Genomic DNA, 14,636 nt, shown 5'->3' with positions numbered 1-14,636 from the left:
GTACAGGACGCAACCATTCGCGATCTCCATAGTGATTCAGCATCACTGCCGGGAACTACCGCTGTCTTATCTTAAGTACATCAGGAGTTATCATAAATGCAACATTTATTTTACCTGAATGCAACGTTTAAGACTGTCCCTACAGTTGAAATCAGTCTCATATAGAAATATTACAGAAATATAACAGCAGGATAGTCATATGAAAAAATAATGTCCCTGCGAATCGTCGCAGGGACAATTATCAGGCTTCAATAAGACCTTGAGCGAGATACGCGTTGCTGTCGCGCACGCCTGGCAGGGCAAAGAAATAGCCGCCGCCGATGGGTTTAATGTACTCTTCCAGCGCTTCGCCGTTGAGCCGCTTCTGCACAGTCAGGAAGCCCTTTTCCAGATCGTGCTGATAGCAGACGAACAGCAGCCCCATATCGAGCTGACCGGAATTGGTGACGCCGAGCGAGTAGCTGTATCCCCGACGCATCATCAGGCTCGACTGCGTCTCTTTGGTGCGCGGATTGGCCAGACGAATATGGCTGTCCAGCGCAATCACATCGCCATTCGGATCGCTGGCGTAGTCAGGCACATCATGCTCGTTCTTCATGCCGAGCGGAGCCCCGCTTTGCTTATCGCGACCGAAGATCGTCTGCTGCTCTTTCAGCGGCGTGCGGTCCCAGAACTCCACGTGGAACTGAATAATGCGCACCGCCTGATAGCTGCCGCCCACAGCCCATGCCGGTTCATTCTGGTCGGCAGTGACCCACACCACCTCCTTCATGAGCGCGCTATCATGGCTGTCCGGGTTGGCCGTGCCGTCCTTGAAGCCCAGCAGGTTCACCGGGGTTTCTTTGCCTTTGCTGCGGGCGGCGTGGTCAGAGATAAACCCTTCCCGCTTCCAGCGCACGCTCAGCAGATCCGGCGTGTGCTTGATGATGTCGCGCAGGGCGTGGATCACCGTGTCCTGGGTGTTGGCGCAGATCTGCAGGAGCAGGTCGCCGTGACAAAGGGCGGCATCCAGGGAATCATTCGGGAAGCGCGTCATTTTTTGCAGCGCTTTCGGCTTCTGTTTTGCCAGCCCGTAGCGCGCGTCAAACAGCGATTCTCCCAGCGAAACGGTTATGGTCAGGTTATCCGGGGCAATGAATGGCCCCAGAATGCCGGAGTCCATTGGCGGCAGACGCGGGTTCGGCGTATCGGGCGCCGGTCCACCGGCGGTAAGAAACGCGATGCGCGTCGTCAGCAGGCGGAACAGACGTTCCAGATCGGCTTTATCACTGGCCAGCGAATCAAAGGCCACCAGCATCATCGACGCCTGCTGCGGCGTCAGGATACCGGCCTGATGCTCGCCATAAAACGGCTGCGTCTCCATGCGGGCATTGGGTGACAGCGTGCCGGGCGCGCTTTGCGGTTTCGCCGCGTGCGCCACCGGACACCCGCCAGCCAGAGCAAGCGCGCCCCCCAGCGCCCCTACCCCTTTTAACAACCGGCGACGGGAAGGCTCAGCCACGTCGCTCTCGTTATGCTTATTCATCGTGCTTAGTCCAGACCCAGTACGCCACGCAGCAGGGAGAGATCTTCCGCCAGGGCGGTAATCGGGCCTTTCAGCGCATTACGGTCGGCATCGGTCAGCTTGTCGTAGGTCTCAAACCCGTCTTTGGTGCGGTACTTTGCCAGGATGGTGTCGACTTTTTTGAAGTTGGCATCCACTTTGGCCAGCAGCTCGCCGTTCTCTTTCTGCAGCTGAGGACGCAGCAGGTTAACAATTTTCTGCGCGCCGTCGACGTTAGCCTGGAAGTCCCACAGGTCGGTATGGCTGTAGCGATCTTCTTCGCCGCTGATTTTGCTCGCGGCCACTTCTTCAATCAGCCCGGCCGCACCGCCCACCACTTTTGATGGCGGGAAGGCCAGCTCGCTGATGCGCTTTTGCAGCTCCAGCACGTCGCTGTTCAGCTGGTCGGCATACTTCTCCATCCCTTTGGCAGAATTATCGCCAAACAGGGCTTTCTCCAGACGGTGGAAACCGGTGAATTTCGGATCGGCCGCTTTCTGCTCGAAATCATCTTCACGAGCGTCAATGCTGCCATCAAGGTCAGAGAACAGCTCGGCGATCGGCTCAATGCGCTCGTAATGCTGACGGGTTGGCGCGTAGAGGGATTTCGCTTTTTCGATATCACCGGCCTTCACCGCATCGGTAAAGGCTTTGGTTGCCGCTGCCAGATCCGCCGTCTCTTTCGTGACGTACGCTTTATACGCGGTAATCGCATCGCCCAGGCTCAGTACCGCAGCGCCTTTCGCCGCATCGGCCGTCGCTTCACCTTTGACGATGAGCTTCCCTTTCGGGTTGGTCAGCAGACCGCAGGTCATCTCATACTCGCCCGGCTGCAGGTTGGCGGTCATCTTCTGGCTGAAGCCAGGAGCGATATTTTCGCGCTCCTCCACCACCAGAACGCCTTTCAGGATCTCCCACTCCAGCGCCTTCTGGCTGTGGTTCTGAATAATAAACTGGGTTTTTCCGCTGTTCACCGTGAGGGTCATCGGCTCACACTGCTTGTCGTTGACGGTAACCTTAACCTGTGGAACATCCGCGCCCCAGGCGGAGAATGCAGAAGCGAACAGCGCGGCAATGCCTGCGCATAACGCACTACGACGGAACTGAATTGCCATGACTCTTCCCTTTAAAAGTATGTTGTTACTCAATCAAAGATTACGGCGCAACGCGCGACGCCTGCGTGCCGGTACGCGGCGGCATTGCGAACAGCACCAGCGCCGGAACCAGATAGATAAAGTACATCGCTACTTCGCTGACGCTCGGCGTTTCCTGATAGCCGAAGATACCTTCGAGCAGGGTGCCGGTCAGAGAGTGCGTGGAGAGAACGTTGCTGAGGTCGAACGCCACGTCCTGGAAATGGTTCCACAGGCCCGCTTCATGGAAGGCGCGAATCGCCCCTGCCGCCAGACCCGCGGCTACCAGCAGAATAAACAGGCTGGTCCACTTGAAGAAGGCGCCCAGATTCAGGCGGATACCGCCCCAGTAGAGCAGGAAACCGAGCACCACGGCCGTGGCAAGGCCCAGCATGGCCCCCAGCGGCGGCCAGATCCCCACATCCTGCTGAAACGCCGCAAGCAGGAAGAAAACAGACTCCAGCCCTTCGCGCGCCACGGCGAAAAAGACCATCATAATGAGCGCCCAGCCGTGGTTGTTCCCCTTCTGTAGGGCGTTATCCACCGCCTGCTCCAGCTGCACCTTCACGTTACGGGAGACTTTACGCATCCAGAACACCATCCAGGTGAGGATCACCACCGCAATCACGGCGACGATACCTTCAAACAGCTCCTGCTCTTTCTGCGGAAACTCGCCGGTGGTTTCGTTGATGAGGACACCTAAGCCCAGGCAGAGCGCCGCGGCAAGGAAGACCCCGATCCACATGACGCCAATCCAGCGCCCGCGCTGGGTTCGCTTCAGATAACTGGCGATGAGGCTCACGATAAGGGCGGCTTCGAGCCCTTCACGTAACATAATGAGAAATGGAACAAACATGCCGACACCTTAAATGTTTATCGCGGTCAACTGATGCAAAGAAAGGTAAATTCTTGTGATAGTGATTATCATTACGGCAGAAAGAAACACAAGCGAAATGTGCGGTGTTTTGATGACGAGTTGTAAACGCAGAGCCTGATAATAGTTACATACGTAACGGTCAAGTTTATAAGTTATAACGAAAATGCCCATTTACGCTGATTCAGGGCTGTGGCTAAATATCCGCCTCAAACACCTGGTGAAAATAAATTATGTTTAAAATTGTCCATTTCCTGCTGGCGCTGGTCATTATTCTCGCGCTTGCCTGGCTGGTAAGTTTCGACCGCCGAAAAATTCGCATTCGTTTTGTTTTACAGCTGATTGTCATTGAAATTGCCCTGGCGTTCTTTTTCCTGCACGCCGAAAGCGGGTTATTCCTGATTAAATACGTCTCGGGATTTTTTGAGTCACTGCTCAAATTTGCTGGCGAAGGGACTAATTTCGTCTTTGGCGGTATGGGAGAAAAAGGGCTGGCGTTCATTTTCCTCGGCGTACTTTGCCCGATTATTTTTATTTCCGCGCTGATTGGTATTCTTCAGCACTGGCGGATCCTGCCGATTTTTATTCGGGTGATCGGTACGCTGCTGTCCAAACTGAACGGCATGGGCAAGCTGGAATCCTTTAATGCGGTGAGCTCGCTGATCCTCGGCCAGTCGGAAAACTTCATTGCCTACAAAGGCGTGCTGGGCGATCTCTCCTCGCGTCGTCTGTTCACCATGGCGGCCACGGCCATGTCGACGGTCTCCCTGTCGATTGTCGGGGCGTATATGACCATGCTCGATGCCAAATTTGTCGTCGCGGCGCTGATTCTGAACATGTTCAGCACCTTTATTATTCTCTCCGTCATCAACCCGGCGCGCCCGGAAGCGGAGCCGGATATCAAGCTTGAAAAACTGCATGAATCGCAGAGCTTCTTCGAGATGCTCGGCGAGTATATTCTGGCCGGTTTTAAGGTGGCGATGATTATTCTGGCGATGCTGATTGGCTTTATCGCCCTTATTAGCGCCGTTAACGCCCTCTTCTCCAGCGTATTTGGCATGAGCTTCCAGCAGATCCTGGGCTATGTATTTTATCCCCTGGCATGGCTGGTGGGTATTCCGCTGAGCGATGCCTTAAACGCGGGCAGCATTATGGCGACCAAGCTGGTGGCGAATGAATTTGTGGCGATGATTGAGCTGCAGAAAATAGCGCACCAGATGTCCCCGCGCGGGCTGGGGATTTTATCCGTCTTCCTCGTCTCGTTCGCTAACTTCGCCTCCATCGGCATCGTGGCCGGGGCGATTAAGGGCCTGAACGAGCAGCAGGGTAACGTGGTATCGCGTTTCGGGCTGCGTCTGGTCTACGGTGCGACGCTGGTGAGTTTGCTGTCGGCGAGCTTTGCGGGGTTGGTGCTCTGATGCAATGCCGGGTGGCGCGTAGCGATCCCGGCCTGCAAAACAACAACGGCGGGCATTCCCGCCGTTTTCATTAAAACTGCACGCACACCGGCTGATCGACACGCATCACCGACTCCTGCGCGAAGCGTGACTTATAAATCCCGCGTAACGCTTCGATGTTCTTCTCACTCTGCGCATCTTTACCGTGGATCAGCATCAGCGCCTTGCTCGGTTCACGCGCCACTTTTCCGTCGTTCCCCAGCCACTGCCCGCGGGCATCAAATACCGTTAAGCCATCGCGAAAGCGCGGCGTCACGTCCTGGTCAACAAACTGCTGCCACTCGTTGGGGGTAATCTGCGCCCCGGCAGGACGGTTTAAGCCGAAATAGAGCGTGGTTTGCTGCATCTGGTTATCCGCTTTGCAGGTTTCCACCGCCGCGTGTTGCGATGGCGCGTTGCAGCCCGCCAGCATCAATAATGCCGTCGCCATTAACCCTGTTTTGATTGTCATGCTTCGCTATCCTCATTGTTATAAGCACAGGGATATCACAGGAAAAGACGGATTTTGGCAAGAAAAAAGCCGGGTGCGCTTGCGCTTACCCGGCCTACGGTACTGCGTGAGAAAATTATTCTGGCTGCAGCTTAGACGGCGGTGCGGAGTGGTAGTGCGCGTCTGCTTCCGCAAAGCGTTTCTGCATGGAGGCAGACGGTGCTTTACCCAGCAGGCTGAAGACCACGATACCGATGCTGCCGAAGATGAAGCCTGGGATGATTTCGTACAGGCCCAGCCACGCGAACTGTTTCCAGACGATAACGGTCAGCGCACCGATAATCATTCCCGCCAGCGCGCCGTTACGGGTCATACGTGACCACATGACGGAGAACAGCACGACCGGACCAAACGCCGCACCAAAGCCCGCCCACGCGTAGCTCACGAGACCCAGCACGCGGTTTTCCGGGTTGGCCGCCAGCGCGATGGCAATCAGCGCCACCACCAGCACCATAAAGCGCCCTACCCACACCAGCTCTTTCTGGCTCGCGTTTTTACGCAGGAAGGCTTTGTAGAGGTCTTCGGTGATCGCACTGGAGCAGACCAGCAGCTGGCAGCTCAGGGTGGACATTACCGCGGCCAGGATCGCGGAGAGCAGAATACCGGCAATCCACGGGTTAAACAGAATCTGCGCCAGCTCGATAAACACGCGTTCGGCGTTCTGGTTCACCGCGCCCGCCTGCGCCGGGTTATTGCTGAAGTAGGCGATCCCGAAGAAGCCGACCGCACACGCCCCCGCCAGACACAGAATCATCCACGTCATACTGATGCGGCGCGCATGAACGATGGTGTGGTGAGAATCCGCCGCCATAAAGCGCGCCAGGATGTGCGGCTGACCGAAGTAGCCCAGACCCCAGCCCATCAGGGAGACGATGGCGACAAAGTTCAGCCCTTTCAGCATGTCGACGTTTTCGATGCTCTTCTGCTTGATCACTTCCAGCGAATCGCCAAAGCCGCCAACGGTGAAAATCACAATCACCGGGGTCAGGATCAGCGCGAAGATCATCAGGCTCGCCTGCACGGTGTCGGTCCAGCTTACCGCCAGGAAACCGCCCACGAAGGTATAGAGAATGGTTGCCGCCGCACCGGCCCACAGGGCGGTTTCGTAGCTCATGCCGAAGGTGCTTTCGAACAGGCGCGCACCGGCCACGATGCCGGAGGCACAGTAGATGGTGAAGAACACCAGGATCACCACCGCCGAGATAATACGCAGCACGCGGCTGTTATCTTCAAAGCGTCCGGTGAAGTAGTCAGGCAGCGTCAGGGCGTTGTTGTTGGCCTCGGTGTGCACGCGCAGGCGGCCTGCCACCAGCTTCCAGTTGATCCATGCACCGACGGTCAGACCGATGGCAATCCAGCTTTCCGAGATACCGGAGATGAAAATCGCGCCCGGAAGCCCCATCAGCAGCCAGCCGCTCATGTCGGAAGCGCCCGCAGAGAGTGCGGTCACCATTGGGCCTAAACTGCGTCCGCCCAGAATGTAGTCGTCAAAGTTCTTTGTTGAACGCCATGCCAAAAACCCTATCAGGATCATGCCAAAAATATAAACGAGAAATGTCACCAGCATCGGTGTGCTAATTGCCATTCAAATTCTCCAAAAGTGTCGAGCGACAACCGTCCGGGTTGCCTTGTTATATGATCACCGGAACGAGGTGACGGTATCTTGTGTTTCGGTGAGGCGCGCTATCCTGCCGTATGCGCCCTCCGCTGACAAACGATTTAACACTGCATTTACATCAATTTCATCCCCGGTTTGATACGAGTTTCCTATAGGTTGCACTCGCTCACGCTTTTACGGGTTGCACCTTTTAAAAGTGTTAACTCCCGCATAAAAACAGGCTTCCCGGGACAAAGGCAGCACGTTTTTCCAGCTAACCATCCGTTAACAATTCATTCATTTCCCGGGTTGCAAACCAGGTCACATTTAACACGGTTGCACAAAGTTGCAACATGGTGGATATTTCACGCTAACGACCAAACACGATGAAAGCACAACAGGAGCTTTGGCATGGGTATGACCACCATGGGGGTTAAGCTGGATGACGCAACCCGCGAACGGATTAAGACCGCAGCAACCCGCATTGACCGCACGCCGCACTGGTTAATTAAGCAGGCGATTTTTAACTATCTCGAAAGACTCGAGAGCGACGAGGGCCTGCCGGAGCTGCCTGCCCTGCTCGCTGGCGCCGCCAATGAAAGCGAGGAAGCGCCGGCCGCTGGTGACGAGAGCCATCAGCCGTTCCTGGAATTCGCCGAGCAGATCCTGCCGCAGTCCGTCAGCCGCGCCGCCATTACCGGCGCGTACCGTCGCGCCGAAACCGACGCCGTGCCGATGCTGCTGGAGCAGGCTCGCCTGCCGGAAGCCGTTGCCGCGCAGGCGCACAGCCTGGCGTACCAGTTGGCTGACAAACTGCGTAACCAGAAGACCGCCACCGGCCGCGCCGGGATGGTTCAGGGTCTGCTGCAGGAATTTTCCCTCTCCTCACAGGAGGGCGTGGCGCTGATGTGCCTGGCGGAAGCGCTGCTGCGTATTCCAGATAAAGCCACCCGCGACGCGCTGATCCGCGACAAGATCAGCAACGGTAACTGGCATTCGCACATTGGCCGCAGCCCGTCGCTGTTCGTCAACGCCGCGACCTGGGGTCTGCTGTTTACCGGCAAACTGGTCTCCACCCATAACGAAGCCAACCTGTCACGCTCACTGAACCGCATCATCGGCAAGAGCGGCGAGCCGCTGATCCGCAAAGGCGTGGATATGGCAATGCGTCTGATGGGCGAACAGTTTGTGACCGGAGAAACCATTGCCGAAGCGCTGGCGAACGCCCGCAAGCTGGAAGATAAAGGTTTCCGCTATTCGTACGACATGCTCGGCGAAGCGGCGCTGACCGCCGCCGACGCGCAGGCCTACATGGTTTCTTACCAGCAGGCGATACACGCCATCGGTAAAGCGTCCAACGGTCGCGGTATTTATGAAGGCCCGGGCATCTCGATTAAGCTCTCCGCCCTGCACCCGCGTTACAGCCGCGCGCAGTACGACCGGGTGATGGAAGAGCTCTACCCGCGCCTGAAGTCCCTGACCCTGCTGGCGCGCCAGTATGACATCGGCATCAACATCGACGCCGAAGAGGCCGACCGTCTGGAGATCTCCCTCGATCTGCTGGAAAAACTGTGCTTCGAGCCGGAGCTGGCGGGCTGGAACGGCATCGGTTTCGTTATCCAGGCCTACCAGAAGCGCTGCCCGTTCGTCATTGATTACCTGATTGACCTGGCCAGCCGTAGCCGCCGTCGCCTGATGATCCGCCTGGTGAAAGGGGCCTACTGGGACAGCGAAATCAAACGCGCCCAGATGGAAGGGCTGGAAGGCTATCCGGTTTATACCCGCAAGGTCTACACCGACGTCTCTTACCTCGCCTGCGCGAAAAAGCTGCTTGGCGTGCCGAACCTAATCTATCCACAGTTCGCCACCCACAACGCCCATACCCTGGCGGCAATCTACAGCCTGGCCGGGCAGAACTACTACCCGGGCCAGTACGAATTCCAGTGCCTGCACGGCATGGGTGAACCGCTGTACGAGCAGGTGACCGGTAAAGTGGCCGACGGCAAGCTGAACCGCCCGTGCCGAATTTATGCCCCAGTAGGTACCCACGAAACCCTGCTGGCCTACCTGGTGCGTCGTCTGCTGGAAAACGGCGCGAACACCTCCTTCGTTAACCGCATCGCCGACACCACGCTGCCGCTCGACGAGCTGGTCGCCGATCCGGTGCAGGCCGTTGAGAAGATGGCGGCGCAGGAAGGCCAGATTGGCCTGCCGCATCCGAAGATTGCCCTGCCGCGCGAGCTGTACGGCAAGGGTCGCGTCAACTCGGCGGGGCTGGATCTCGCCAACGAACACCGTCTGGCGTCCCTCTCCTCTGCCCTGCTCAACAGCGCGCTGCAGAAGTGGCAAGCCAAACCGATGCTGGAGCAGCCCGTTGCTGACGGCGACATGCAGCCGGTCATCAACCCGGCGGAGCCAAAAGACATCGTCGGCTACGTGCGAGAAGCCACCGATGCGGAAGTGGATCAGGCGCTGGACAGCGCGGTGAATAACGCCCCTATCTGGTTCGCCACCCCGCCGCAGGAACGTGCCGCCATCCTGGAGCGCGCGGCGGTGCTGATGGAAGACCAGATGCAGTCGCTCATCGGCATTCTGGTGCGCGAAGCGGGTAAAACCTTCAGCAACGCCATCGCCGAAGTGCGCGAGGCGGTCGACTTCCTGCACTACTACGCCGGTCAGGTGCGCGATGATTTTGACAACGAAACCCACCGCCCGCTCGGCCCGGTCGTCTGTATCAGCCCGTGGAACTTCCCGCTGGCGATCTTCACCGGCCAGATTGCCGCCGCCCTGGCCGCTGGCAACAGCGTGCTGGCAAAACCGGCAGAGCAGACCCCGCTGATTGCCGCGCAGGGCATCAACATTCTTCTGGAAGCAGGCGTACCGGCGGGCGTGGTCCAGCTGCTGCCGGGCCGCGGTGAAACCGTGGGCGCCAAACTGACCTCCGATAACCGCGTGCGCGGCGTGATGTTTACCGGTTCGACCGAAGTGGCCTCGCTGCTGCAGCGCAATATTGCCACCCGTCTGGATGCGCAGGGTCGTCCTACGCCGCTCATCGCGGAAACCGGCGGCATGAACGCCATGATCGTTGACTCCTCCGCCCTCACCGAGCAGGTGGTGGTTGACGTGCTGGCCTCCGCCTTCGACAGCGCCGGTCAGCGCTGCTCCGCCCTGCGCGTGCTGTGCCTGCAGGATGACGTGGCTGACCACACGCTGAAGATGCTGCGCGGGGCGATGGCCGAATGCCGCATGGGCAACCCGGGCCGTCTCACCACCGACATCGGGCCGGTGATCGACGCGGAAGCCAAAGCCAATATTGAAAACCACATTCAGGCCATGCGCGCGAAAGGCCGTCCGGTGTTCCAGGCGGTGCGAGACAACAGCGAAGACGCCCGCGAGTGGCGTTCCGGCACATTTGTGCCGCCTACGCTTATCGAACTGGCAAGCTTCGACGAGCTGAAAAAAGAGGTCTTCGGTCCGGTGCTGCACGTGGTGCGCTACAACCGTAACAACCTCAACGATCTGGTTGAGCAGATCAACGCCTCCGGCTATGGCCTGACGCTCGGCGTACATACCCGTATCGACGAGACCATCGCGCAGGTAACCGGCAGCGCCAAAGTGGGCAACCTGTACGTTAACCGCAACATGGTTGGCGCGGTCGTGGGCGTGCAGCCGTTCGGCGGTGAAGGCCTCTCCGGCACCGGCCCGAAAGCGGGTGGTCCGCTCTACCTGTACCGTCTGCTGGCGAACCGTCCTGAGAACGCGCTGGGCGTCACCCTGGCACGTCAGGATGCGGAGTATCCGGTGGATGCACAGCTGAAAACCGTGCTGACCCAGCCGCTGGAAGCGCTGATCGCCTGGGCGGAAAAACGTCCTGAACTGCGTGCCGTGGCGCAGCAGTATGGCGAGCTGGCACAGGCCGGTACGCAGCGTCTGCTGCCGGGGCCGACCGGCGAGCGCAATACCTGGACGCTGATGCCGCGCGAGCGCGTTCTGTGCGTGGCGGATAACGAGCAGGACGCGCTGGTACAGCTGGCCGCCGCGATGGCCACCGGGTGTGAAGTGCTGTGGCCGGAAGATGCGCTGCATAGCGATCTCGCCAAACAGCTGCCGAAAGCGGTCTCGGCCCGTATCCACTTCGCGAAAGCCGATGCGCTGCTGACGCAGCCGTTTGATGCCGTCATATATCACGGTGATTCCGACCAGCTGCGCGAGCTGTGCGAGCAGGTTGCGGCCCGCAGCGGGGCAATTGTTTCAGTGCAGGGCTTCGCGCGCGGGGAAACCAACCTGCTGCTGGAGCGTCTGTACGTGGAGCGTTCCCTCAGCGTCAACACCGCGGCAGCGGGCGGTAACGCCAGCCTGATGACCATCGGTTAATCCGTGTAAACTCTCCCCGGTGGCGCTATGCTTACCGGGGCGACAAAACAACCGTAGGCCGGATAAGCGCAGCGCATCCGGCTTTTTTACACTGAGGGAAAGATGAAAAGAGTATTTCTCGCAGGCGCAGCACTGCTGCTGAGCGCCAGCGCGCTGGCCGACGAGTGCGACAAAGCGACCACTCAGCTTGAACTGAATACCTGTAGCGCGCAGCAATACCAGGCTGCCGATAAAAAACTCAACCAGACCTATCAGGCCGCCGTCAAGCGCGCGGAAGCTCCCCAGCGCGAGCTGCTGAAAAAGGCGCAGCAGGCCTGGATTGCCCTGCGCGACGCGGACTGTGCGTTTATCGGTTCGGGAACGGAAGGCGGCAGCGTTCAGCCGATGATCGTGAATCAGTGCCTGGCGGAGAAAACCGTGGAGCGCGAAGCGTTTCTGGCCTCGCTGATGCAGTGCGAAGAGGGCGACTTAAGCTGCCCTCTCCCACCGGGGAACTAGCGCAAGCGGATCCCTTCGATAATCATCCGCTGCACGTTTTCCAGGGTGCTGTGGAAAAACGCTTCGTCCTGGAGCGTTTTTCCGGTCACCGCCTCGACCTGGGCCGCAAAGTCAGCGTAATGCTGGGTGGAGGCCCAAATCATAAAGATCAGATGATGCGGATCGACCGGAGCCAGTTTTCCGCTGGCCACCCATCCGGCGATAATGGCCGACTTATCGTCCACCAGCTGTTTCAAATCTCCGGTCAGCTCCGCCTGCAACAGCGGCGCCCCTTGCAGCATCTCAAGGCAGAACAGCCGTGATGCCTGCGGGTAGTCGCGCGACACCTCCAGCTTCAGGCGTATGTACTCTTTGATCGCCACCAGCGGGGCCAGCTCTTCGCGGAACGCTTTCAGCGGCGCCAGCCAGATATCGAGGATCTGCTGCATCACCGCAACATACAGCGCCTCTTTCGACGGGTAATAGTAGAGCAGATTGGTTTTGGATACCCCGGACTGCTCCGCCACCTGCTCCAGGCGCGTGCCGTGAATGCCAAACTGCGAAAAGGTCTCCAGCGCCGCGCTGAGGATCGCCTGCTTCTTGGCGCTCACCGCCTGCGAACGTTTACCTGGTGTTTTCACTGCGCCTTGTGTCATTCCCGCTCTCCTTATTCTGCGTTGCCCTCAGCATAGCAAAACCCCCGTCTCGCCACGACATCCTGCACTCCGATCGCGCATGAATGCCTGTTTTCTGTGCAATGTTTTTGACCAGCTAGTCCACTTTTAGCCGCATCAATCCATCAACCTCTGATTAACACATTAATAACACTGCCATTTTTAAAACTGGCACTGCCTTTGCAAAAACACCGTTACACCTGCGACGTAATGAAGAGAGGTTCGTGATGAAAATTGGCGTATTTGTACCCATCGGCAACAACGGCTGGCTTATCTCGACCACTGCACCGCAATACATGCCGACCTTTGAGCTGAATAAAACCATCGTGCAGAAAGCGGAGCACTACCATTTCGACTTTGCGCTTTCGATGATCAAGCTGCGCGGCTTCGGTGGCAAAACCGAATTCTGGGACCACAACCTGGAGTCCTTCACCCTGATGGCCGGACTGGCCGCGGTCACCTCGCGGATCCAGATCTACGCCACCGCAGCCACCCTCACCCTGCCCCCGGCGATCGTGGCGCGCATGGCCTCCACCATCGACTCCATCTCCGGCGGACGCTTTGGCGTCAACCTGGTGACCGGCTGGCAAAAACCCGAGTACGAGCAGATGGGGCTCTGGCCGGGTGACGATTACTTCTCGCGTCGCTACGACTACCTGACCGAGTACGTGCAGGTCCTGCGCGATCTGTGGGGTACCGGCAAAAGCGATTTCAAGGGTGACTTCTTCACCATGAACGACTGCCGCGTCAGCCCGCAGCCGTCGGTGCCGATGAAGGTGATTTGCGCCGGGCAGAGCGACGCGGGAATGGAGTTCTCGGCGAAATACGCCGACTTTAACTTCTGCTTCGGTAAAGGCGTTAACACGCCAGCCGCCTTCGCCCCGACCGCCGCGCGCATGAAAGAAGCCGCCGACAAAACCGGGCGCGACGTGGGCTCCTACGTGCTGTTTATGGTGATTGCCGACGAAACCGACGACGCCGCGCGCGCAAAATGGGAGCGCTATAAGGACGGCGCCGACGAGGAAGCCCTGAGCTGGCTCACCGAGCAGAGCCAGAAGGACACCCGCTCCGGGGCGGATACCAACGTTCGTCAGATGGCCGACCCGACCTCCGCCGTCAATATCAACATGGGCACGCTGGTCGGCTCGTACGCCAGCGTTGCCAGAATGCTCGATGAAGTGGCGGCCGTTCCCGGTGCGGAAGGCGTCCTGCTGACCTTCGATGACTTCCTCACCGGTGTGGAGACCTTCGGCGAGCGCATCCAGCCGCTGATGCAGTGCCGCGCCCACATCCCTGCCGTCACGAAGGAGGTGGCGTAATGACAACCCTTAACGCACGCCCGGAAGCCATTACCTTCACGCCCCAGCAGAGCGCGCTGATCGTGGTGGACATGCAAAACGCCTACGCCAGCCCCGGTGGTTATCTTGATCTGGCGGGCTTCGACGTCTCCGCTACGCAGCCTGTGATAGCGAATATCAAAACCGCCGTCGCCGCCGCGCGCGCTGCGGGCATGCTTATCATATGGTTCCAGAACGGCTGGGATGACCAGTACGTTGAGGCCGGTGGCCCCGGTTCACCGAACTTCCACAAGTCGAACGCCCTGAAAACCATGCGCAAGCGGCCCGAACTGCAGGGCAAGCTGCTGGCAAAAGGCGGCTGGGATTATCAGCTGGTGGATGAGCTGGTCCCGCAGGCGGGTGATATTGTCCTGCCGAAACCGCGCTACAGCGGCTTTTTCAACACGCCGCTCGACAGCCTGCTGCGCAGCCGGGGCATTCGCCACCTGGTCTTCACCGGCATTGCCACCAACGTCTGCGTGGAGTCGACCCTGCGCGACGGCTTTTTCCTCGAGTATTTCGGCGTGGTGCTGGAAGACGCGACCCATCAGGCCGGGCCGGATTTCGCCCAGAAGGCGGCCCTGTTCAATATCGAAACCTTTTTTGGCTGGGTCAGTAACGTTGCGGATTTCTGCGACGCCCTGAATCCCCCGCTCGCCCGTATCGCCTGAGGAGACGCA

The 14,636-nt window shown here is 58.6% G+C and carries 11 protein-coding genes; 5 read left to right on the top strand and 6 right to left on the bottom strand.

The genetic code is table 11. The annotated features are described in order from the left end of the window. Positions 1-241: 241 nt before the first annotated feature. Genes efeB through efeU form a run of 3 tightly spaced genes read right to left on the bottom strand, consistent with a single transcriptional unit; the run spans position 242 to position 3,532 of the window. Positions 242-1,525 carry an iron uptake transporter deferrochelatase/peroxidase subunit gene (gene efeB, locus ABFV38_RS08115; protein ID WP_047747495.1) on the bottom strand — a complete coding sequence of 428 codons (1,284 nt, stop codon included), beginning with the start codon at positions 1,523-1,525 and terminating at the stop codon, positions 242-244. 5 nt (positions 1,526-1,530) lie between these two features. Continuing rightward, a complete protein-coding gene (gene efeO / locus ABFV38_RS08110; RefSeq protein WP_045908300.1) occupies positions 1,531-2,658 on the bottom strand; it encodes an iron uptake system protein EfeO in 1,128 nt (375 codons plus the stop codon). A 40-nt stretch (positions 2,659-2,698) separates the two neighbouring features. After that, the gene (gene efeU / locus ABFV38_RS08105; protein ID WP_045908301.1) at positions 2,699-3,532 is read right to left on the bottom strand and encodes an iron uptake transporter permease EfeU; all 834 of its coding nucleotides are present in this window, start codon (positions 3,530-3,532) and stop codon (positions 2,699-2,701) included. A 251-nt stretch (positions 3,533-3,783) separates the two neighbouring features. On the opposite strand from efeU, the gene ABFV38_RS08100 reads away from it, so the two are divergent. Continuing rightward, positions 3,784-4,968, top strand: a complete 1,185-nt coding sequence (locus ABFV38_RS08100; protein ID WP_063621352.1) for a nucleoside transporter C-terminal domain-containing protein — start codon at positions 3,784-3,786, stop codon at positions 4,966-4,968. Positions 4,969-5,038: 70 nt separating this feature from the next. Here the strand turns inward: ABFV38_RS08100 and ABFV38_RS08095 are convergent, their stop codons facing one another. After that, positions 5,039-5,458 carry a DUF3574 domain-containing protein gene (locus tag ABFV38_RS08095; RefSeq protein ID WP_235404215.1) on the bottom strand — a complete coding sequence of 140 codons (420 nt, stop codon included), beginning with the start codon at positions 5,456-5,458 and terminating at the stop codon, positions 5,039-5,041. A gap of 115 nt (positions 5,459-5,573) precedes the next feature. Further along, positions 5,574-7,082 carry a sodium/proline symporter PutP gene (gene putP, locus ABFV38_RS08090; protein WP_024909642.1) on the bottom strand — a complete coding sequence of 503 codons (1,509 nt, stop codon included), beginning with the start codon at positions 7,080-7,082 and terminating at the stop codon, positions 5,574-5,576. Positions 7,083-7,505: 423 nt separating this feature from the next. Between putP and putA the strand changes: the two genes are divergently transcribed. Both putA and ABFV38_RS08080 read left to right on the top strand, forming a co-directional pair. Continuing rightward, a complete protein-coding gene (putA, locus tag ABFV38_RS08085) occupies positions 7,506-11,468 on the top strand; it encodes a trifunctional transcriptional regulator/proline dehydrogenase/L-glutamate gamma-semialdehyde dehydrogenase (RefSeq protein ID WP_348959074.1) in 3,963 nt (1,320 codons plus the stop codon). 102 nt (positions 11,469-11,570) lie between these two features. Next, entirely contained in the window at positions 11,571-11,966 is a 396-nt protein-coding gene (locus ABFV38_RS08080) for a lysozyme inhibitor LprI family protein (RefSeq protein ID WP_021240804.1), read from the top strand. On the opposite strand, the gene rutR is transcribed toward ABFV38_RS08080, so the two are convergent. Further along, on the bottom strand, positions 11,963-12,601 hold the full coding sequence (gene rutR / locus ABFV38_RS08075; protein ID WP_008499819.1) for an HTH-type transcriptional regulator RutR: 639 nt from the start codon (positions 12,599-12,601) through the stop codon (positions 11,963-11,965). The genes ABFV38_RS08080 and rutR overlap by 4 nt on opposite strands. Positions 12,602-12,846: 245 nt before the next feature. On the opposite strand from rutR, the gene rutA reads away from it, so the two are divergent. After that, positions 12,847-13,938, top strand: coding sequence for a pyrimidine utilization protein A (rutA, locus tag ABFV38_RS08070; protein ID WP_196364764.1), 1,092 nt, complete (start codon positions 12,847-12,849; stop codon positions 13,936-13,938). Continuing rightward, the gene (gene rutB / locus ABFV38_RS08065; protein WP_045908308.1) at positions 13,938-14,627 is read left to right on the top strand and encodes a pyrimidine utilization protein B; all 690 of its coding nucleotides are present in this window, start codon (positions 13,938-13,940) and stop codon (positions 14,625-14,627) included. The genes rutA and rutB overlap by 1 nt, the downstream gene beginning before the upstream one ends. Positions 14,628-14,636 lie beyond the last annotated feature (9 nt).

Origin of the sequence: Enterobacter cloacae complex sp. Mu1197, from assembly GCF_040059225.1 — a bacterium.
Taxonomy (GTDB): Bacteria; Pseudomonadota; Gammaproteobacteria; order Enterobacterales; family Enterobacteriaceae; genus Enterobacter; species Enterobacter quasiroggenkampii.
This window is presented reverse-complemented; position numbering and strand designations above follow the sequence as displayed.

Bases quoted from the DNA above. Each gene is read 5' to 3' on its own strand.
- efeB (WP_047747495.1), bottom strand. From the start codon at position 1,525: ATGAATAAGCATAACGAGAGCGACGTGGCTGAGCCTTCCCGTCGCCGG.
- efeO (WP_045908300.1), bottom strand. From the start codon at position 2,658: ATGGCAATTCAGTTCCGTCGTAGTGCGTTATGCGCAGGCATTGCCGCG.
- efeU (WP_045908301.1), bottom strand. From the start codon at position 3,532: ATGTTTGTTCCATTTCTCATTATGTTACGTGAAGGGCTCGAAGCCGCC.
- ABFV38_RS08100 (WP_063621352.1), top strand. From the start codon at position 3,784: ATGTTTAAAATTGTCCATTTCCTGCTGGCGCTGGTCATTATTCTCGCG.
- ABFV38_RS08095 (WP_235404215.1), bottom strand. From the start codon at position 5,458: ATGACAATCAAAACAGGGTTAATGGCGACGGCATTATTGATGCTGGCG.
- putP (WP_024909642.1), bottom strand. From the start codon at position 7,082: ATGGCAATTAGCACACCGATGCTGGTGACATTTCTCGTTTATATTTTT.
- putA (WP_348959074.1), top strand. From the start codon at position 7,506: ATGGGTATGACCACCATGGGGGTTAAGCTGGATGACGCAACCCGCGAA.
- ABFV38_RS08080 (WP_021240804.1), top strand. From the start codon at position 11,571: ATGAAAAGAGTATTTCTCGCAGGCGCAGCACTGCTGCTGAGCGCCAGC.
- rutR (WP_008499819.1), bottom strand. From the start codon at position 12,601: ATGACACAAGGCGCAGTGAAAACACCAGGTAAACGTTCGCAGGCGGTG.
- rutA (WP_196364764.1), top strand. From the start codon at position 12,847: ATGAAAATTGGCGTATTTGTACCCATCGGCAACAACGGCTGGCTTATC.
- rutB (WP_045908308.1), top strand. From the start codon at position 13,938: ATGACAACCCTTAACGCACGCCCGGAAGCCATTACCTTCACGCCCCAG.